The sequence below is a fragment of the Arthrobacter celericrescens genome, from assembly GCF_003614925.1.
Lineage (GTDB): Bacteria > Actinomycetota > Actinomycetes > Actinomycetales > Micrococcaceae > Arthrobacter > Arthrobacter celericrescens.
Genome location: NZ_QYLP01000050.1, coordinates 121,293 through 140,765 on the forward strand (window position 1 = coordinate 121,293; position 19,473 = coordinate 140,765).

Below are 19,473 nucleotides of genomic sequence, written 5' to 3' on the forward strand. Positions count from 1 at the left end.
AACACCACATGAAGGGCCAAAAGCAGGCTGCCGTGCCGGAAACCCCCGGGACGGACCAAGGGAAACCGGCCACCCAGGGCCCTGGGGAACTCCGCGGGGCCGGTACGATCAGCGGGTTGCAGTGGCTGGGCCTCATCGCAGCGATTGCCGCGCTCGCCGTTCCGATGGTCCTCAACGTTGCCCCGGCCTTCATTGCGCCGCAGCAGGCGCCCGCCGTCCGGCTTCCCGCGTGGCAGCGCACGCCGGAGCAGCTTTCCGCCTCCCGCGGCGTCGAACCGCTGGACCCGTCCGCACCTCTTCCCCTGCCCGCCAAGCTCGCCGCGCAGCTGGACGCTGCCCTGATGCCCGACGGCGGCGGCAACTTCACCGCGGTGGTCCAGGACGCGCTGAGCGGCGACGTCCTCTACGAGCGCGACGGCGGGAGGAACCGGGTGCCGGCGTCCAACATGAAGCTGCTCACCGCCGTCGCCGCCCTGCGGTCCATCGGCCCCGAGACCCGCTTCAGCACCCAGGTCCTGGCCGGGGCGAAACCCGGCACGGTGGTGCTGCGCGGCGGCGGGGACGTGCTGCTGTCCGCTGGCCGTTCCGCGCCGGAGGAGGTCATGGGCCGCGCCGGGCTGCAGACCCTCGCCGTCGAAACCGTTGAGGCACTGTCGGAACAGGGTGTCACGGGTCCCGTTTCGGTGCAGCTGGACGACTCCCTGTTCACCGGCAAGCCGCTCAACCCCGCCTGGAGCCTGGAAGACGTCGACGCCGGCGAAACAGCCCCGCTGTTCCCGCTGGCGATGAACGGCGGCCGCGACGCCCCGAGCACGAAGGGCGGCCCGCGGCCCGAGGACGCCGCGATCGACGCGGCGCGGACCTTCACAACCAAGCTGAAATCGGCGGGCGCCGCCGCGGGCATCAGCGTCCGGACCGCCGTGGTACGGGCCACGGCGCCCGCCGACGCCGAGGTGCTCGCCGCCGTCGACTCCGCCACCGTCCGCCAGCAGGTGGACCTGATGCTGGAGACCTCCGACAACTACCTCGCCGAGGTGCTGGGCCGCATGGCCTCGCACGCTTCCGGCGGGCCCGCCTCCAACGACGGCGCCACCGCGGCAGTGCGGACTCAGCTCGGCCAGCTGGGGATCGACACCGCCTCGATGCGGCTCTCCGATGTGTCCGGGCTGTCGCTCGCGAACCAGGTGACCGCGCGGCAGTTCGCCGAAGTGGTCCGGGCGATCACCTCGGGTCCGGATACCCGGCTCAGGGCCGCGCTCGCCGGATTCCCTGTGGCTGGCCTGACCGGAACGCTGGACGACCGCTACATCGACGCCAGCACCGCCAGCGGGGCCGGACTGGTGCGGGCCAAGACGGGCACGCTGAACTCCGTCCTTGCTCTTAGCGGGTACGTGGTGGACGCCGACGGCAGGCTCCTGGTGTTCTCCTTCATCGGCAACGGGCTCACCCCCGGCGCAGCGGGCAACAAGGTGGCGCTGGACCGCGCGGCGTCCGCATTGGCGTCCTGCGGCTGCCGGTAGGGTACCGTGCGGGCGAAGGGGTACCCTCGGGTACCCTCCGTTGATCCTGCAGGTCAGGTGACGTCCGCGGCCTGGAGGTCGCCTGATCTGCAGGATCATCACAGCGAGTCTGATGGGGGAACCTGGTTTTGACCCAGATATGCAAGCTCTACGAGGAATGTGATCCCGCTCCGCCCGGATTCGCGCCGATTCCCGGGTGGTCGGCGATGAGGAGGACGTCGAGTGGGAGAAACATTTCCATCTGTATGACCCGGACGACGACTGACCAGCCAACGGGCGGAGGCATGGCCCCGCCCCCGGGCCTCCGCGTGCAGCGAACTTAAGGGACGGCTGTCAGGGGGCTGTGTTCGAATGGGAAGCATGGAGTCCCAGCAGCAAGGCACCCCGGCACAGTCCCTCATCAATTGGGAGCTCGCCGCGTCCACGGCGGCCCGGCTCGCCCCGCCCGGCCCGGCCATGAGCCCTTCCGAGATCGGGCAGGCGGTGAACAGCCTGCGTCGCAGCGCCGAAATCTCCGTGCCGCATGTCCATGAGATCACCGGCCTGGAAGCCGCACGGGACCTCCACGACTCCCACGTCCTGGTGGTGGACAGGGCCTCCTGGTCCAAGGCGAATACGCAGAGTTTCGCCGTGATGCTCCAGCCCGCGCTGCAGCAGATGCGCGACTCCCACAAAGGCGTCACCCTGAGCCCGGCCGCGGCGGCCACCAGCGGGGCGATCACCGGAAGCCAGCTCGGCGCCGTCCTTGCCTTCCTGTCCAGCAAGGTCCTGGGCCAGTACGATCCCTTCGCCGCCCTCGCCCCGGACTCCAAGACCCCGCCCGGCGGCCGCCTGCTCCTCGTGGCACCGAACATCGTCTCCGTGGAACGCGAACTCAACGTGGACCCGGACGACTTCCGGCTCTGGGTCTGCCTGCACGAACAGACGCACCGGGTGCAGTTCGCCGCCGCTCCCTGGCTGCGCCACCACATGCTCGAGGAAATCGAGAAGCTGAGCAGCAACCTGCTGGGCAACGTCGATTCGCTCATGGAGCGGGCCAGCGCCGCGGCCCGTTCCCTGCGCGACCGCTCTGCCCCCGGGGACATCCCGCGCCGCGGAGCCATCCTCGACCTGCTGCAGAACCCCGAGGAGAAGGCCTCCCTCTCCCACCTCACGGCGGTCATGAGCCTGCTGGAGGGCCACGCGAACGTGGTGATGGACGCCGTCGACTCCTCCCTGGTTCCGTCCGTGAAGACCATTCGGCAGCGCTTCAACGACCGCGGCAAGGATCGCGGCGTGATCGAGAAGTTCATCCGCAGCCTGCTGGGCCTGGACGCCAAGATGCGCCAGTACAGCGACGGCGCCAAGTTCGTCCGCGCCGTGGTGGCCGTGGCCGGAATGGAGGGCCTCAACCGCGTCTGGGAATCCGCCGAACACCTCCCCACCGAAGAGGAAATCCACGACGCCAAGCTATGGCTTGAGCGGATGGGTCTGTGAGCGGCGGGGAACCGCACCCGGGTAAGGAAAGCCAAGCCCGACGGCGGCCGGGCCGCCTTGCGCCGGTCGTCGGCAAGGCGCGCAACGAGCTGCGGGACGCCTTGGCGGCGGCCGGCTACCCGGAACGGGTGCTCGTCGCCTGCAGCGGCGGCCCCGATTCCCTGGCCCTGGCCGCGGTGGCGGCGCACTTCGCCCGCCGCGGCACGGTGGACGGGCACCCGGTGTCCGTGGCCGCCGTCGTGGTGGACCACCAGCTGCAGCCCGGCTCCGCCGCGGTTGCCGCGGAAACCGTCGCCGTCCTGGAGGAGCTGGGCCTTTCACCGGTCCAGCTGCGCACCGTCGAGGTGGCGGCCACCGGCTTCGGACCCGAAGCCGCGGCCCGCGACGCCCGGCACGCCGCGCTCGAAGCCGCGGCCGATGAGCTGGGATGCGGTGCGATCCTGCTCGGCCACACCCTAGACGACCAGGCCGAACAGGTCCTCCTCGGCCTGGCCCGCGGTTCCGGAACCCGCTCGCTGGCGGGGATGCGGCCCGCGCGCGGCAGGCTCCTGCGCCCCTTCCTGGGCCTGCGCCGTGACGAAACTCTGGAGATCTGCGCCGTCGAAGGGCTGGATCCCTGGCATGATCCGCACAACACGGACCCCTCCTTCGCGCGCTCGCGGACCCGGGTGGAAGTGATGCCCGTGCTGGAGGACAAGCTCGGGCCCGGCGTCGCCGAATCCCTCGCCCGCACGGCGGCCATCCTGCAGCAGGACGCCGACTTCCTGGAGGACCTCGCCGCCGAACGCTACGCCGGACTCGTGCACCGCACGGACGACGGCGTCTGGCTCCCCGAAGCCGCGGTCCGGGAACTGCCGCCGGCGCTCAGGTTCCGGGTGATCGCCAAGGCGGCGGCCGACGTCGGGGGCCAGCAGCCCGGGTACGGTCGCCTCCAGGCGGCAGAGGCACTGCTGCGGAGGCAGGGCTCTGCGGGCCCCGTTCAACTGCCGGGCAACGTCAGCGTGTACCGGCTGTCGCTCGCCGGGCAGGCGGAGGAGAAACTGGCGCAGGCGAAGCAGTCCGGACAGCCCGGGGTTCCCCGCGAACGGGATCGCTGTGGGAAGCTAGTATTCCGGCATCACAAAACACCCCAACACTAGCCGCAGACCCGCATCAACACAGGAGCCATTGGTGGATTCAACCGACGTCCAGGCAGACCTCAAACACGTTCTCTACACCAAAGAGCAGATCCAGCAGCGGATCACCGAACTCGCAGCGCAGATCGACAAGGACTACGAGGGCCGCGAGCTGCTGATCGTGGGCGTCCTGAAGGGTGCCGTCATGGTCATGGCCGACCTTGCCCGCGCCCTGCACAGCCACGTCAGCATGGACTGGATGGCCGTGTCCTCCTACGGCTCCGGCACCCAGTCCTCGGGAGTGGTCCGCATCCTCAAGGACCTCGACACCGACCTCATGGGCAAGGACGTCCTGATCGTCGAGGACATCATTGATTCCGGCCTCACGCTCTCCTGGCTCAAGACCAACCTGGAATCCCGCGGCACGGCCTCCGTGGAAATCTGCACCGCGTTCCGCAAGCCGGATGCCGCCAAGGTGGAGCTGGACGTCAAGTACGTCGGCTACGACCTGCCCAACGAATTCGTGGTGGGCTACGGCCTGGACTACGCCGAGAAGTACCGCAACCTGGAGTTCGTGGGCACCCTGGCCCCGCACGTTTACGAGTAGCGAGCACAGCGCCGGGCACCCGGACAGCATGAAGGCGGCTTCCCATTTGGGAGGCCGCCTTCATTTATTCAACCCTTTGTGCTTACGCTGAAGCCCTGTTGTGCCCCGCGTGTGAGCGTGCAAGCACTTCGTGGGGGAAATGCTGTGCAAGCCAAGGGGAGGCAAGAATGAATGACGAAGCAACACGCACTCGGGGCCGCGGCAAAGTCCGCGCCCTGCTGGCCGGGGGACTGGTCCTAGGCGTAGGCGCCACCGTGGTCCTGGCGGCCTGGAACGACTCCGAATTCGGCACGGGAACCTTCACGGCCGGTTCCTTCAACATGCAGGGCAGCACCGATGGCACCGCGTTCTCGGACCATGCGTCCGCGCCCGGCGCGACCCTGCCGTTCAGCGTCAGCCCGGACAACCTCGCCCCTGGCGACACGGTCTACGCCCCGTTCGCGGTGCGCCTTGCGGCGAACACGTCCACCGGTGCCACGGTCACCGTCAACGGTGCCACGGCCGGCGGCACCAGCATCGCCAACTTGAACTATCAGCTGCTGCAGACCACCAGCTTCGGCTGCGACGCCTCCACCACCGGAACGGAACTGGTGGCCGCCGGAACCGCCCTGAACGGCACGCTCAGCGGCGTGACCTTCGATCTCGACGCCGGGTCGCCCACCACCGATCCCGGCGATCCCGTCTTCCTGTGCTTCAAGGTCACGGCGGGCGCCGGCCTCGTCCAAGGCCAGAGCGGCACCGCCACGTGGGAGTTGTCGGCCGCGTCCACGTCCTGACCCGGCCGTGGGACCGGACATGAGCGGGCCAGCGATGGCTGGAAATTTCCGTACCGGGATCAAGCCCCGTACAACGATCAAGCCCCGTACAGCACTGCTGCGCGTGCGCGCGCTGCTTGCAGGCGGCCTGGTGCTCGGCGTGGGCGCAACCATGACCCTCGCCGCGTGGAACGACTCAGAGTTTTCCACCGGGACGTTCTCGGCGAGCTCCTTCGCGCTGCAGTCCTCCACCGACTCCGGCGGCACGTGGCAGGAACACGCCACCTCGGCGACGGCGGCCACCATGGCCTTCGACGCCGCCGGCATGTCACCCGGCTCGGTGAACTACGCCGCCATCTGGGTGCGGACCACCTCCGGGTCCCTGTCGGGGACCTTGGCCCTCCAAGGCGGCCAGCTGGCACAAGGCGGCGACGCTGCGCTGTTCGCGGCCTTTGACTACCGGGTGGTCCGGTACAGTTCGGGCAGCTGCGATGCGGGCCAGTTCGGCGCCGGGTCCAGCTACATTGTGGGCTCGTCGTCGTCGAAGCTCGCCCTCGGCACGGCCGGCAGCAGCACCGCGGTAGCGGCAAACGCCGCCAGCCCCGTACAGCTGTGCTTCGAAATCACCATGAAGACCACCGCGGACAACTCCCTCCAAGGGACCAGCAGCGGGGCCGTCTGGGAAATCCAGGGAACCTCGGACTCATGACGCCGGGGATGGCGGCACGGCACCTCCGTGAAGTGAACCGGCGGGACGCACGACGGCGGGACCGCGGCTTGCGGGCGCGTCCCCGGCGGATTCGTCCCCGCCGGGGAGCGGCCGGCGTCGTGCGGGAAGTCCTGCTGAACGTCGCCGCGGGCGGCGGGGCGCTGTGCATCCTGCTCACGCTCGCCGCTGTCGTCTTCCATTTCTCCTTGATCATGTTCAAGACCGGCTCGATGTCGCCCACCATTCCGGCCGGTTCGCTGGCTCTGGTGCGTGAGGTGCCGGTGGCTGAGGTCCGGGTGGGCGACGTCGTCACGGTGGAGCGCCAGGGGAAGCTGCCGGTCACGCACCGGGTCACCTCGCTCAGCCTCACCAGTGACGGGCGCAGCGGCGTGCTGACCATGAAGGGCGACGCCAACCCGGTGGAGGACCCGGCCCCGTACACCGTGTCCACGGTCCGCACGGTGCTCTGGTCCGCGCCGGGCCTGGCCCAGTGGGTGGCCAAAGCCTCGAACCCGTTCGTGCTGGGCGGGGTGACGCTCGCCGTCGCGGCCCTGGTCACCTGGGTGCTCTGGCCAAGGGAAGAACACAGCGAACCGCCCCGCGAAGAAGGGACCGTCGATGCCTAGGCGCGGATGGCGGGCCTTCGGGCGCGCGGCGGCCGCACTTTGCCTGGCTGCCCTGTTTCTCGGTTCCACGCCGTCCGTGGCGCTCGCCGAGCCGGACCTCCTCCTGGAGGGCCGCGGCCGGGCGCCCGCCGCGCTGTTCCCGGGCTCCACCAGCAGCTGGGTCCTCGGAATCACCACCAAGGAAGTCAGGCTCAGTGACCTCTCGCTGCACCTCAGTGTCGCAGGATCCCTGCCGGGCGCCGCGGACAAGGGACTGGAGGACCTGCTCACGGTCGAGGTCACCGCATGCCCCGGCCGCTGGTCCGCGGGCCAATGCGCCGCAGGTCCGCAGAAGGTGGTCCCGCGGACGCCGCTTGCTTCCCTTGACGGGACCATCCACAGTCTTGCCGTCCCCGACGGCGGCCTCCCGGCCGGCGTCGAACTCCTGGCAGCGGTGACGCTCTCCCCGGCGGCGGGCAACGCCGTACAAGGCCTCTCCGTCAGGCTGACAGCACGGGTCGACGCTGCGGGGGAGCCGCTGACTCAGCGGCCGGACACGCAGGTCCCCGACGGCGGCCAACCGCCGGGCGGAGCGCTCGCGGATACCGGCTTCCGGCTGGGCGGCCTGGCCCTGCTGGGCGCCGCCGCCGTGGCGGCCGGCATCGCCACGGCGGCATGGGCGCGGCGGACAGCGGCACGGAACACGGCGGCGGAACGGAAGGTACGCGCATGAGGGCGGGCGCGACGTCGGGCCGGTTCCGTTCGGGAAAGACCAAGGGGATACTGGCGGCCGCCACGCTGCTTGCGGCGGCAGTGTTCGGACCCGCAGCAGCCGGCAACACCGACGCCGCTTGGCAGGACTCGGACTACGCCGAAGCAGCGCTTTCCGCGGCAACGCTTCCGGTCCCGGTGGTCGACAGCTGCACCCTGACCGTCGGCGGGATCCAAAGCACCATGGTGGTGAACTGGCATTTCCCGAGCGGCACCACATTGCAGGCGCCCGTGAACCTGGACGTCACCGTTTCCGGCGGCGGGCTGCTCGATCCCGTGCTCGGGGTGCTGGTCCCAAGCAGCCTCGGCACCACGGGATCGGGACCCTCGTACACCACCACCGTGACCGTCGCGAGCCTTAGCCTCGGGAGCGTCGCCTACGAGGTTTCCCTGCGGTCAAAACAGGGCACCAACTGGGTCTCCAGCTGGGCCGTTGCCCGCGGCACCAAGCCTGCACTGGGCTCGGCAACATGCGCTCCGGTCTGACCTCCGGGGCCGTCCGTGGTGTACGCCGAGAGGGAACTTTTGCCAAGAGCTATGCGTGAATTACTCGGAACGGTGTAAACCTAGAACTGTCGCAGCACCGCACGCGCATAGAACGCTGCGCCGTACAGCACTACCAGGAGGGACGGGGCCTGGCCCCGGAATAGATGAAAGCTAAGAGTTTCTTCAAAGGCCCGGGCATCTGGATTGTTGTCGTGGTCGCCCTGCTCCTGGTGGCCTTCGCGACGCTGGCGCCCGGTGGGTCCACCCGGATCGATACCGACAAGGGCCTGGAGCTCCTTGCCGAAAGCGGCAAGGTGGACCAGGCCAAGATCTTCGACGCGGAGAACCGCGTGGACCTGGTGCTGAAGGACAACCTGGTCATCGACGGCCAGGACAAGGGCAAGAATGTCCAGTTCTTCTATGTGAACCCGCGCGGCGCGGACGTGGTCAAGGCAGTGACCAACGCGAAGCCGAGCAAGGGTTTCACCGACCAGCCCGTCGAGAACAACTGGTTCTCCGGACTGTTCTCCCTGCTGGTTCCCGTGCTGCTGCTCGGCGTGCTGTTCTGGTTCCTGCTCTCCCGCATGCAGGGCGGCGGTTCCAAGGTCATGCAGTTCGGCAAGTCCCGGGCCAAGATGATCAGCAAGGACATGCCTCAGGTGACCTTCGCCGACGTCGCCGGTGCTGACGAAGCCGTGGAGGAACTGCAGGAAATCAAGGAATTCCTGCAGGAGCCCGGCAAGTTCCAGGCCGTCGGCGCCAAGATCCCCAAGGGCGTGCTGCTGTTCGGTCCTCCCGGTACCGGCAAGACCCTCCTGGCCCGCGCCGTCGCCGGCGAGGCCGGGGTGCCGTTCTTCTCCATCTCCGGTTCGGATTTCGTGGAAATGTTCGTCGGCGTGGGCGCCTCCCGCGTCCGCGACCTCTTCGAGCAGGCCAAGGCCAACAGCCCGGCCATCATCTTCGTTGACGAGATCGACGCCGTCGGCCGTCACCGCGGTGCCGGCATCGGCGGCGGCAACGACGAACGCGAGCAGACCCTCAACCAGATGCTCGTCGAAATGGACGGCTTCGACGCCAAGACCAACGTCATCATGATCGCGGCCACGAACCGCCCGGACATCCTGGACCCGGCGCTGCTGCGCCCGGGCCGCTTCGACCGGCAGATCTCCGTGGACGCCCCGGACCGCCTGGGCCGCGAGCACATCCTGCGGGTCCATTCGAAGGGCAAGCCGCTGGCTCCCGGCGTGGACCTGAACGCCGTCGCCAAGAAGACCCCCGGCTACACCGGCGCGGACCTCGCCAACGTGCTGAACGAGGCCGCCCTGCTGACGGCCCGCTCCAACGCCCAGCTCATTGACGACCGCGCCCTCGACGAAGGCATCGACCGTGTCATGGGCGGCCCGCAGAAGCGCAGCCGCGTCCAGAAGGAGCACGACCGCAAGCTCACCGCCTACCACGAAGGCGGCCACGCCCTGGTGGCGGCGGCCCTGCACAACGCCCCGCCGGTCACGAAGGTCACCATCCTGCCGCGCGGCCGCGCCGGCGGCTACACCATGGTGGTGCCGGACGAGGACCCGCAGGGCTACACCCGCAACGAGCTGCTCGACCGCATGGCCTGGGCCATGGGCGGCCGCGTCGCCGAGGAAATCGTCTTCCACGACCCCACCACGGGTGCGTCCAACGACATCGAACAGGCCACCAGCACCGCCCGCCGCATGGTCAGCGACCTCGGCATGAGCGAGAAGGTGGGCACCATCAAGGTCAGCGGCGGCGACTCCGATCCGCTGACCGGCCGTGGCGGCGCCGGCTCCGCACCGATCATCTCGAACCAGCTGGCCGCCTTGATCGACGACGAGGTCCGGCGGCTCCTCGATGAAGCGCACGACGAGGCCTACCAGATCCTCACTGAAAACCGTGACATCCTGGACCAGATCGCCCTCGAACTGCTGGAACGCGAAACCATCAACCAGTACGACGTCGAGCGCCTCACCGCCGGCGTCCGCAAGCCCGTCGTCCGCCCGATCTGGCTCTCGAAGGAGACCCGCCCGGTCCAGCACATCGCCCCCGTCCTGTCCTCCCGGGAACGCGCCCAGCTCGCCGCCGAAGCGGCCGCCCGGGCAGCCGCCGGCGACGACGGCGAAGGCGAGCTGCTGCCCCCGGCACTGGCCCACCCGGCAGCGGAACGGCCGTACGACAGCGGGGTTCCCGGGCACGAGTCGCAGCGTCCCGCAGGTCACACAGAGCCCGAGGCGGGCACCGACGTCGTACATCGCGGCTAAGCTTTCTGCTGTGACTCACATCGACGACGACGACTTCAGTGGTGCCTTCGGCGTGGTGTCCGCCGGTGATTCCGGCGGTTCCCACGGCCACGGCAAGCACTCCCACAAGGTGGACCGGCCCCGTATCGAGGCTGCCGTACGGGAGATCCTGCTCGCAATAGGGGAGGACCCTGACCGCGGCGGACTGGCGGATACGCCCAAGCGTGTCGCCAAGGCCTACGCCGAGGTCTTCGCCGGCCTGCACCAGGACCCGGTGGAGGTCCTGTCGACCACTTTCGACCTTGACCACGAGGAACTCGTGCTGGTCAAGGACATTCCGTTCTACTCCACCTGTGAGCACCACCTGGTCCCGTTCCACGGCGTCGCCCATGTCGGCTACATTCCGTCCCACGACGGCAGGGTCACCGGCCTGAGCAAGCTGGCCCGCCTGGTGGACATCTTCGCCCGCCGCCCGCAGGTGCAGGAACGGCTGACCACCCAGATCGTTGAGGCCCTCGTAGAGCACCTCAATCCCCGCGGCGCGATCGCCGTCGTCGAATGCGAGCACATGTGCATGTCCATGCGCGGCATTCGGAAGCCCGGCGCGAAGACCGTCACCAGTGCGGTGCGCGGTCAACTCCATGACCCGGCTACCCGCGCCGAAGCCATGAGCCTCATACTCGGAAGGTAAAAAGACCATGGATTCCCTCGCAGCAGCACCCGGAACAGGACCAGCAACCAACCCCCTGCCCATCCTCCGCAAACCACGTGCGGCGGCCCGCTTCGAGGACCTGCCGGCGGACCGCACCGTCGTCATGGGGATCCTGAACGTCACCCCCGATTCCTTCAGCGACGGCGGAAAGCACCCGACGGCGGACACCGCCATCGCGCACGGCCTGCGGATGTTCTATGCCGGGGCGGACATCATCGACATCGGCGGCGAATCCACCCGCCCGGGCGCCGAGTCCGTCACTCCCGAAGAAGAACAGCGCCGCATCCTGCCGGCCATCCAGGCCCTGGTCAAGGCCGGCGCCCTGGTCAGCGTCGACACCACGCACACCTCCACCGCGGCGGCGGCCATCGACGCCGGAGCGGCGATCATCAACGACGTCTCCGGCCTGACCATCGAACCCGGCATGGCCGAACTCATCGCCGCCAGCAAGGTGAAGTACATCCTCACCCACCGCCGGGGCGACGCCGCGACCATGGACAGCCTGGCCGAATACGGCAGCGTGGTGGACGAAGTGGCCGAGGAGCTCAAGGGCGTCCGGGGCAAGCTGTACGCGGCCGGCGTCGCGCCCGAACAGATCATCGTGGACCCGGGCCTGGGCTTCTCCAAGAACGAGGCCCAGAACTGGGAACTCCTCAGGCACATCGGCAAGCTGGACGCCCTGGGCCACCCGATCCTCGTCGGGGCGTCCCGCAAGCGCTTCCTGGGCAGCCTGCTGACGGTCGCCGGCAAGGCGGCCGCCCCGGAAGAGCGGGACCACGCCACAGCGGCCATCACCGCGATCAGCGCCGCACGCGGCATCTGGGGCGTGCGCGTGCACGACGTCGGCCCCAGCCTTGACGCGGTCAAGGTCGCCGCGCGCATCCGGCACTGAAGCTGTGCATCCGAACTGAATTAGGGGAAGCGTTTGGACAAGATCACGCTGACGGGAGTCACCGCCGTCGGACACCACGGGGTGTTCGATTTCGAGCGCCGTGAAGGGCAGCCTTTCGTGGTGGACGCGGTGCTGTACACGGACTTCTCCCGGGCGGCAGCGACGGACGACATCGAACACACCGCGCACTACGGCGAGCTGGCGGAGTACATCGTGTCCGAAATCAGCGGTGAGCCGCTGAACCTGATCGAAGGGCTCGCGGTCCGCATCGCCGAAGGGATCCTGGCCGGCTACCCGGTGTCCGCCGTCGACGTTACCGTGCACAAGCCGAAGGCGCCCATCGAGGTCCCCTTCGGCGACGTGACGGTCAGCGTCCACCGCGCCCGGGCCACGGAAAGCCTGGCCACGGAAAGCAGCGGGGCAGGCAAATGAGCGCGGCCATCAAAGCCATCCTGGCGCTCGGCAGCAACCTGGGGGAGCGGAACGACACCCTGTCCACCGCGGTCGCGGACCTCGTGGACCGGCCCGAGGTGCGCCTGCTCGGCGTTTCCCCGATCGTCCAGACCAAGGCGGTGGGCGGTCCTCCGGGCCAGCCCGATTTCCTGAACATGGTGATCGCCGTCGAAACCACCCTGGGCCCGTACGAACTGCTCGGGCACTGTCACAGCGTCGAACAGAAGCACCACCGGGTCCGCGAGGTCCGCTGGGGTCCCCGGACCCTGGACGTGGACATCATCACCTACGGAGAACTGCACAGCGACGACCCTGAGCTCACCCTGCCGCACCCGCGCGCCGCGGAACGCGCGTTCGTGCTCTACCCGTGGGCCCAGCTGGACCCCGCCGCGCGCCTGAACGGCGAAAGCGTGGCCGAACTCGCGGTGAAGGCGCAGGACTTCCCGGGGCTGCGGCCGTTCGACGGGTTCGACGGCGACGGCGCTGGACCCACCGCCGGACCCACCGCAGGAAACAGCGCTGGAAACAGCGCAGGTGCCGGCCCAGCAGGCGCAGCCGCCGGCAGCATCCCGAGGGCGGAGCCGGCATGAAAGCGATGCGCCCGATCGCCCTGCTGATCATCGCCGTCGTCCTCGCGGTGGCGGGTTGGCTGACTGTGGTCGCCACCAACCGTTACGGCCTGGCGACGCCGGTCCTTCCGGCCTCGGCCCTGGTCACCATGGGGGTCATCGCCGCGATCACCCTCGTCATGGGCATCCGCGTGCTGCGTTGGCGCAACGGCAAGAAGAAGTCTTTGCTGAACCCGATCCTGGCTGCACGGACGCTGATCCTGGCCCAGGCCTGCGCCTACGTCGGCGCCATGCTGCTGGGCTGGCACGGGGGAGTCGTGGTGGAACAACTGCGGATCTGGAACTTCCGCAGCGAGCAGCCCATCCTGTGGCTTGCCCTCATCATGGGTGGCGGGGGCCTGGCCATGATCATTGTTGGCCTGGTGGTCGAACGGTTCTGCCGCATCCCCCCGGAAGACCTTGAAGGCGGCAGCGGGAACGCCGGTCCTCGGCGCGGGGACGCCAAGGGCGAAGGTGAGTATGCATACCGCCGCGATTGATCCTCCCGGCATCGAATGGCAGCGGGTCTCCCCGAAGTACGTAACCGTGCGCCTGGTCGAATGGGCCGTCGGAAACCTGCTCTCCGTGGCCCTGCTGAGCCTCCCGCTCGTGTTCGTGCTGCTTGGCTGGTGGCTGTGGCCGCCCCTGTGGCTTGCCGCCGCCGTCCCCGCCGCCATGTTGCTGCTCGCCCTCTGGCGGCTGGTGCTGATCCCGCGCCAGGTCCGTGCCATTGGCTACGCCGAACGCGATGACGACCTCCTCATCCGGCGCGGCATCTTCTTCCAGCGCACCATGGTGGTGCCCTACGGCCGCATGCAGTACGTCGACGTCGCCGTGGGACCAGTCGAGCGGGCGCTGGGCCTGTGCACGCTGAAGCTGCACACGGCATCCCCCGGCACGAACGCCCTGCTGCCCGGGCTCCCGGCAGCCGAGGGCGCGCGCCTGCGCGAACAGCTCACCGCCCGCGGCGAAGCGCGGCTGGCAGGTCTGTGAGCGGGTGTCCGTGGACGTGAACCGGGAGCGGCCCGCCGTCGACGCCGACTGGCACCGCGTGCACCCGGCGTCGCCGTTCGTGCGGGGCTGGGTGGCGCTGGTCGCCGTCGTCGTGTTCTTCGGACGCGACATCTTCGAACGCGCGCTGCAGGGCCGCGAACTCATCGACGAGGGCCTCAACGGGCGCATCCTGTGGCTCCTGGCCGGCGGCGCCGCGCTGCTGCTGGTCACCGTGGCCGGCTTCGTCCTCAGCTGGTACTTCACGCGGTACCAACTCAGCGAAGGCTACGTCCGGGTCAACACCGGTTTTCTCTTCAAGCAGCAGCGCCAGGCCCGGCTGGACCGGGTGCAGGCCATCGACATCGTGCAGCCGCTGCTGGCCCGGATCTTCGGGCTCGCCGAACTGAAGTTCGAGGTGGCCGACGCCGGTGAATCGGCAGTGCGCCTGGCGTACCTGCCGGTCGGGCAGGCGAAGCAGCTGCGCGCCACAATCCTGGGGCGGGCCGCCGGCGTTGCACCGAGCCCCGCCGACGGGGCCGAACCCGCACCCGTTCCGGAGGCGCCCGAACACGTGGTCCTCAGCGTTCCGCACGGCCGGCTGGTCGGCTCGCTGCTGCTGAGCGAGCAGAGTTTCTTCGTGGTCCTCGGCGCGATCGCCTCGGTGGTGTTCTCGGTAGTCACCGAATCCGGCGCCGTGGTCCTCTACCTGATCCCGGCGATCCTCGGCCTTGGCGCCGCGTACTGGAAGTCGTTCAACAAGGGCTTCAACTTCACGGCGGCCATCTCGCCGGACGGCATCCGCCTCCGCTACGGGCTGCTCGACACCCAGGCGCAGACCGTCCCGCCCGGCCGGATCCAGGCGCTCCGGATCACCCAGCCGCCCCTGTGGCGGATCCTCGGCTGGTACCGCATCCAGGTCAACGTGGCCGGCTATGGCGGTGCCCCCGGGAACGAGAACGCCGCCCGCACCACCTTGCTGCCCGTCGGCGGCATGGGCGAGGTCATGCAGACCCTCGCCCTCGTACTGCCCGATCCCGGTACCGCGGACCCGTACCGGGTGTTCACCGCGGCCTTGAACGGCCTGGACTCCGACGCCGGATTCACCACCACCCCGCGCCGCGCGCGGCTGATCGCCCCGCTGGGTTGGCGCCGGAATGCCTTCCTGGCCACCGGCACGGCCTTGCTGCTGCGCTCCGGCCGGTGGTGGCGGCAGCTGGTGCTCGTGCCGCACCAGCGCACCCAGTCCATGGCCCTGAGCCAGGGGCCCGTGGCGCGCCGCTTCGGGGTGGCGGACCTGGTGCTGCACACCACAGCCGGTCCCGTGGTGCCCCGGCTGATCCAGGCCGACGTCGGCGAAGCCGTTGCGCTGTTCGACCAGCAGGCCGCCCGGGCCAGGGAAGCCCGGAAACGCCAGACCAGCGAACAGTGGCTGACCGAACTTTCGAAGGCCGGCTCGCTGCCGGTGCCCGCGCCACTGCAACCTGCGCAGCCGCCCGCGCCGCCGCAACCGCCCGCGAACGCAACCCCGACAACCAAGGAGGAACCCCGCAATGGCTAGGCCCGGACGACTCGGCATCGGAATCATCGGTGCCGGCAAGGTGGGCGCGGTGCTCGGTGCCGCCCTGCGCGGGGCCGAGCACGCCGTCGTCGGAGTGTCCGCACTCTCGGAGGCCAGCCGGGAACGCGCCGAAATCCTGCTGCCCGGCGTCCCCGTCCTGGAAATCCAGGAGATCGTGGAACGCGCCGAACTGGTGCTGCTCGCCGTGCCGGACGACGTCCTCGGCGAGCTCGTGGACGGGCTGGCCAAGCTCGGGGCCTGGCAGCCGGGACAGCTGGTGGCGCACACCTCGGGGAGGTACGGCGTCGGGATCCTGCAGCCCGTCCGCGCGGCCGGTGCCATCCCGCTCGCACTTCACCCGGCCATGACGTTCACCGGCATGAGCCTGGACCTCACCCGGCTCCAGGACTGCACCTTCGGGGTCACGGCGGACGCCGCGATGCTGCCGATCGGCCAGGCCCTCGTGATGGAGATGGGCGCCGAGCCGGTGATCATCGCCGAGGCGGACCGCACCATCTACCACGCGGCCCTCGCCCACAGCTCGAACCACATGGCCACCCTTGTGGCCCAAGGCTCGCAGCTGTTGCGCGAGATCGGCGTCGAGCAGCCCGAGAACATGCTCGGCCCGCTGCTGCGCGCCACCCTCGAGAACGCCCTTGCCTCGGGGGAATCGGCGCTGACCGGCCCGGTGGCCCGCGGGGACGCCGGCACCGTCGCCGACCATGTGCAGGCCCTGCGCGACCACGACGCTGCCGGCAACGGCGATATCCTGTCCGCGTACCTCGCGATGGCGCGCGCAACCGCGCTGCGCGCCGCGAAACGCGGGCTGCTCAACGACGGGCAGTTCAGCGGGATCGACGCGGCACTCGACGGCCCGGACACCCCCGGGCCGGACGCTGCCGGCACCACCTCGGAAGGCAACTGACCATGGCAATCAAGCTCGTAACCACCGCAGCGGAACTGCGCGCCGAGGGCGCCCGGCTCCTCAAGGAAGAGGGCGGCAGCTCGCTTGGTTTCGTGCCCACCATGGGGGCCCTGCACTCCGGGCACGCCACCTTGGCGCGCACCGCCGTCGCCGCGAACGACGTCACCGCAGTCTCCATCTTCGTGAACCCCATCCAGTTCGGCGACGCCGTGGACCTGGACCGCTACCCGCGCACCCTCGAGGCGGACATGGCACTCCTCGACGCCGAAGGCGTGGACCTGGTGTTCGCCCCCTCCGTCGAAGAGGTCTACCCGGACGGCCAGCCGCTGGTCCGCGTGACCTCCGGCCCGCTGGGCGAAAAGTGGGAGGGCGCCTCGCGCCCCGGACACTTCGACGGCGCGCTCACTGTCGTCGCGAAGCTGCTGCATTACGGGCTTCCGGCCGGTCCGGCGGCCGACGGCGGCGCTGCCGCGTACCGGGCGTACTTCGGCCAGAAGGATGCGCAGCAGCTCGCGCTTGTCCGCCGCATGGTGGCCGACCTGAACTTCCCTGTGGAGATCGTCGCCGTCCCGACGGTCCGCGCCGACGACGGGCTGGCCCTGTCCAGCCGCAACCGTTTCCTCAGCGCGGAGGAACGCGAGGCGGCACTGGTCCTCTCCCGGGCCCTCCGCCTCCTGGAGCAGCGCGCCAACGCGCACGAACCGCTCGACCTGCCCTCCGCCGTCGGGCTTGTCCGTTCCCAGCCGCTCGTGGAACTGGACTACTTCGACGTCGTCGACCCGCGCACGCTGGATCCGCTGGCCGAGAACTGCCAGGACACGCCCTTCCGCGGGGAAGGCCTGGCGATCATCGCCGCAAAAGTCGGCCCGGTCCGGTTGATCGACAACATTCCGCTGGATTCCTGAATTTCCTCCATTTGCCAGAGGAATCTTGCTGATTCCTGCTGACGGGAATGCGGCATCGGCCTAGACTGTTGCAGTTTTCAAGGTTGATCTCCGGCCGACTCCGCACCCGAAACTGAGGGACCCCCATGTCTACCGACATCACGTCCGATGCCCACGGCAATCCCGTGCAGACCACAACCATCACCGAGAAGATGCCGCGCGAATCCGTCACGGTCATCGTCACGCTCCTCGTCGCCACCTTCGTGGTGATCCTCAACGAAACCATCATGAACGTTGCCCTGCAGCGGCTCATGACCGACCTCGCCATCGACGCGCCCACTGTCCAGTGGCTGTCCACCGGCTTCATGCTCACCATGGCCGTGGTCATTCCGACCACAGGCTTCATCCTGCAGCGCCTCACCACCCGGGCGGTGTTCCTGCTCGCCATGGGCCTGTTCAGCGGCGGAACCCTGCTGGCCGCCCTGGCGCCGGGGTTCCTGGTGCTCCTGCTTGCCCGTATCGTCCAGGCCAGCGGCACCGCCATCATGCTGCCGCTGCTGATGACCACCATCCTGACCCTGGTTCCGCTGTCCCGGCGCGGCGCCGTGATGGGCAACGTGACCATCGCGATCTCGGTGGCCCCCGCCCTCGGCCCCACCGTGTCGGGCATCATCCTGGACCACTTCTCCTGGCGGTTCATGTTCATCTTCGTGCTGCCCGTCGCCCTGGCAGCCTTGGGCATCGGCGCACGCTACCTGAGCAACGTGGGTGAGCAGGGCTCCATCAAGCTCGACTTCCTCTCCGTGCTGCTCACGGTGCCGGCCTTCGGCGGCGTGGTCTACGGCCTGAGCCAGATCGGCGGCAACGCCGGAGCCACGGCCGTGCCCCTGGCCGCACTCGCCGTCGGCGTGCTCTGCATGGCGGTGTTCGTGCTGCGCCAGCTGAAACTGCAGAAGGAAGACTCACCGCTGCTGGACCTGCGCGCCTTCAACTTCCGCATGTTCACGGTGTCCACCGTGCTCATGGTGGTGGCCATGATGGCGCTCTTCGGCGGAATCATCCTGCTGCCGCTGTACCTGCAGAACGTGCTCCACCTGCCGCCGATGGAAACGGGCCTTGCCCTGCTCCCGGGCGGCCTGGCCATGGGCATGCTGGGACCGGTCATCGGCCGGATCTTCGACAAGGTGGGTCCCCTGCCGCTCACCGTCACGGGCTCCATCCTGATGGTGCTCACCCTGTGGCAGTTCAGCACCCTGAACCAGTCCAGCCCGGTCTGGTGGGTGATTGTCCTGCACGTCGTGCTGAGTTTCGGCCTGGCGCTACTGTTCACCCCTGCCTTCACCACCGGGCTGAACCCGCTGCCGCCGCACCTCTACTCACACGGTTCCGCGATCATGAGCACCCTGCAGCAGGTGGCCGGCGCCGCCGGCACGGCATTGCTGATTTCCATTTTCGCCGTGGTGTCCGCGGCGTCCGGATTCGTGGCCGGCATGCAGGCCGCCTTCCTGACCGCGACCGTCATTTCCGTCGTCGCCGTGGTGCTTTCGGCCATGATGCGCAAGACCGAAGGGGCAGCGGGACACTAAGCGTCACCTCTTCAATCAGTGCCCGACGGCGCCACATCACCACCGGTGGTGCGGCGCCGTTTGCATGTCCTGCAGTTCCCCCTTGGACATGTTCTTCCGCGGCGGCCTGGTCCGGGCACTTTGCTGTTATGCGCACTCATCGCCGGCCACGCCGGACATGTCCGGTGATGTGAGCGGCTTCATAGAGGTGCTTTCGGGCCGACGTGGTCCTCGAAGTGACCGGTTTTCCCCGGATTCCCGCGGGAATCCGGGGTGCGGAGGGGCTGCAGCGGCGATTTGCCCGGGTGCCGCCAGGACGTGTAATGTTTTCTGAGTCGCCGCCGCTGAAGCGGAAAAATTGCGACAGACTCCCTTTCAAACGGAAGCCAATTACTGGTTCGCTTTACCGCGTCCGGTTGCGGCTCCGGGAGTCCTCTGACTGGTTTATCCCGAACAGTTTCCGAATCCGGAAGTTGCGGCGGGAATGCCGATCTGGTAAGTTTGGAAAGTTGCTCCGGAGCGATCCTGAATGTTTGGTTTGGGTGGTGCCGGGTGTGTCTGTTGTTTGAGAACTCAATAGT

General features: G+C 68.9%; 20 protein-coding genes. All 20 read left to right on the forward strand.

The window, feature by feature from the left end:
• Positions 1 to 8: 8 nt before the first annotated feature.
• The 20 genes from dacB (at position 9) to D3654_RS11830 (ending at position 18,913) form a co-directional block, all read left to right on the forward strand.
• Positions 9 to 1,520 carry a D-alanyl-D-alanine carboxypeptidase/D-alanyl-D-alanine endopeptidase gene (gene dacB / locus D3654_RS11735; protein WP_205571790.1) on the forward strand — a complete coding sequence of 504 codons (1,512 nt, stop codon included), beginning with the start codon at positions 9 to 11 and terminating at the stop codon, positions 1,518 to 1,520.
• 351 nt (positions 1,521 to 1,871) lie between these two features.
• Entirely contained in the window at positions 1,872 to 2,996 is a 1,125-nt protein-coding gene (locus D3654_RS11740) for a zinc-dependent metalloprotease (RefSeq protein WP_425359410.1), read from the forward strand.
• 89 nt (positions 2,997 to 3,085) lie between these two features.
• On the forward strand, positions 3,086 to 4,135 hold the full coding sequence (gene tilS, locus D3654_RS11745) for a tRNA lysidine(34) synthetase TilS (protein ID WP_120521698.1): 1,050 nt from the start codon (positions 3,086 to 3,088) through the stop codon (positions 4,133 to 4,135).
• 31 nt (positions 4,136 to 4,166) lie between these two features.
• A complete protein-coding gene (gene hpt, locus D3654_RS11750) occupies positions 4,167 to 4,718 on the forward strand; it encodes a hypoxanthine phosphoribosyltransferase (protein ID WP_120521699.1) in 552 nt (183 codons plus the stop codon).
• Positions 4,719 to 4,885: 167 nt separating this feature from the next.
• Entirely contained in the window at positions 4,886 to 5,494 is a 609-nt protein-coding gene (locus tag D3654_RS11755; protein ID WP_120521671.1) for a SipW-dependent-type signal peptide-containing protein, read from the forward strand.
• Positions 5,495 to 5,513: 19 nt separating this feature from the next.
• Positions 5,514 to 6,182: a SipW-dependent-type signal peptide-containing protein gene (locus tag D3654_RS11760; RefSeq protein ID WP_120521672.1), complete on the forward strand. Its 669-nt coding sequence runs from the start codon at positions 5,514 to 5,516 to the stop codon at positions 6,180 to 6,182.
• Positions 6,183 to 6,301: 119 nt separating this feature from the next.
• The gene (locus D3654_RS11765) at positions 6,302 to 6,808 is read left to right on the forward strand and encodes a signal peptidase I (RefSeq protein ID WP_245413198.1); all 507 of its coding nucleotides are present in this window, start codon (positions 6,302 to 6,304) and stop codon (positions 6,806 to 6,808) included.
• Positions 6,801 to 7,520 carry a hypothetical protein gene (locus tag D3654_RS11770; protein WP_120521674.1) on the forward strand — a complete coding sequence of 240 codons (720 nt, stop codon included), beginning with the start codon at positions 6,801 to 6,803 and terminating at the stop codon, positions 7,518 to 7,520. Before D3654_RS11765 ends, D3654_RS11770 begins: the two co-directional genes overlap by 8 nt.
• A complete protein-coding gene (locus tag D3654_RS11775; RefSeq protein WP_120521675.1) occupies positions 7,517 to 8,044 on the forward strand; it encodes a hypothetical protein in 528 nt (175 codons plus the stop codon). The genes D3654_RS11770 and D3654_RS11775 overlap by 4 nt, the downstream gene beginning before the upstream one ends.
• A 164-nt stretch (positions 8,045 to 8,208) precedes the next feature.
• A complete protein-coding gene (ftsH, locus tag D3654_RS11780) occupies positions 8,209 to 10,323 on the forward strand; it encodes an ATP-dependent zinc metalloprotease FtsH (RefSeq protein ID WP_120521676.1) in 2,115 nt (704 codons plus the stop codon).
• 10 nt (positions 10,324 to 10,333) lie between these two features.
• Positions 10,334 to 10,993 (forward strand): GTP cyclohydrolase I FolE, encoded by a 660-nt coding sequence (gene folE / locus D3654_RS11785; RefSeq protein ID WP_425359411.1) that lies wholly within the window; start codon positions 10,334 to 10,336, stop codon positions 10,991 to 10,993.
• A gap of 7 nt (positions 10,994 to 11,000) precedes the next feature.
• Complete coding sequence (gene folP / locus D3654_RS11790) at positions 11,001 to 11,906, forward strand: dihydropteroate synthase (RefSeq protein WP_120521677.1); 906 nt, start codon at positions 11,001 to 11,003, stop codon at positions 11,904 to 11,906.
• Positions 11,907 to 11,939: 33 nt separating this feature from the next.
• Complete coding sequence (gene folB / locus D3654_RS11795) at positions 11,940 to 12,338, forward strand: dihydroneopterin aldolase (protein WP_120521678.1); 399 nt, start codon at positions 11,940 to 11,942, stop codon at positions 12,336 to 12,338.
• On the forward strand, positions 12,335 to 12,949 hold the full coding sequence (folK, locus tag D3654_RS11800) for a 2-amino-4-hydroxy-6-hydroxymethyldihydropteridine diphosphokinase (protein WP_120521679.1): 615 nt from the start codon (positions 12,335 to 12,337) through the stop codon (positions 12,947 to 12,949). The genes folB and folK overlap by 4 nt, the downstream gene beginning before the upstream one ends.
• Entirely contained in the window at positions 12,946 to 13,467 is a 522-nt protein-coding gene (locus tag D3654_RS11805; RefSeq protein ID WP_120521680.1) for a DUF3180 domain-containing protein, read from the forward strand. The genes folK and D3654_RS11805 overlap by 4 nt, the downstream gene beginning before the upstream one ends.
• Positions 13,448 to 13,960 (forward strand): PH domain-containing protein, encoded by a 513-nt coding sequence (locus D3654_RS11810; protein WP_120521681.1) that lies wholly within the window; start codon positions 13,448 to 13,450, stop codon positions 13,958 to 13,960. The genes D3654_RS11805 and D3654_RS11810 overlap by 20 nt, the downstream gene beginning before the upstream one ends.
• A gap of 10 nt (positions 13,961 to 13,970) precedes the next feature.
• Positions 13,971 to 15,518 carry a PH domain-containing protein gene (locus tag D3654_RS11815; RefSeq protein ID WP_245413199.1) on the forward strand — a complete coding sequence of 516 codons (1,548 nt, stop codon included), beginning with the start codon at positions 13,971 to 13,973 and terminating at the stop codon, positions 15,516 to 15,518.
• Entirely contained in the window at positions 15,511 to 16,443 is a 933-nt protein-coding gene (locus D3654_RS11820; protein WP_120521683.1) for a Rossmann-like and DUF2520 domain-containing protein, read from the forward strand. The genes D3654_RS11815 and D3654_RS11820 overlap by 8 nt, the downstream gene beginning before the upstream one ends.
• A gap of 2 nt (positions 16,444 to 16,445) precedes the next feature.
• Entirely contained in the window at positions 16,446 to 17,348 is a 903-nt protein-coding gene (gene panC, locus D3654_RS11825) for a pantoate--beta-alanine ligase (protein ID WP_120521684.1), read from the forward strand.
• A 125-nt stretch (positions 17,349 to 17,473) separates the two neighbouring features.
• On the forward strand, positions 17,474 to 18,913 hold the full coding sequence (locus D3654_RS11830; protein ID WP_120521685.1) for a DHA2 family efflux MFS transporter permease subunit: 1,440 nt from the start codon (positions 17,474 to 17,476) through the stop codon (positions 18,911 to 18,913).
• Positions 18,914 to 19,473 lie beyond the last annotated feature (560 nt).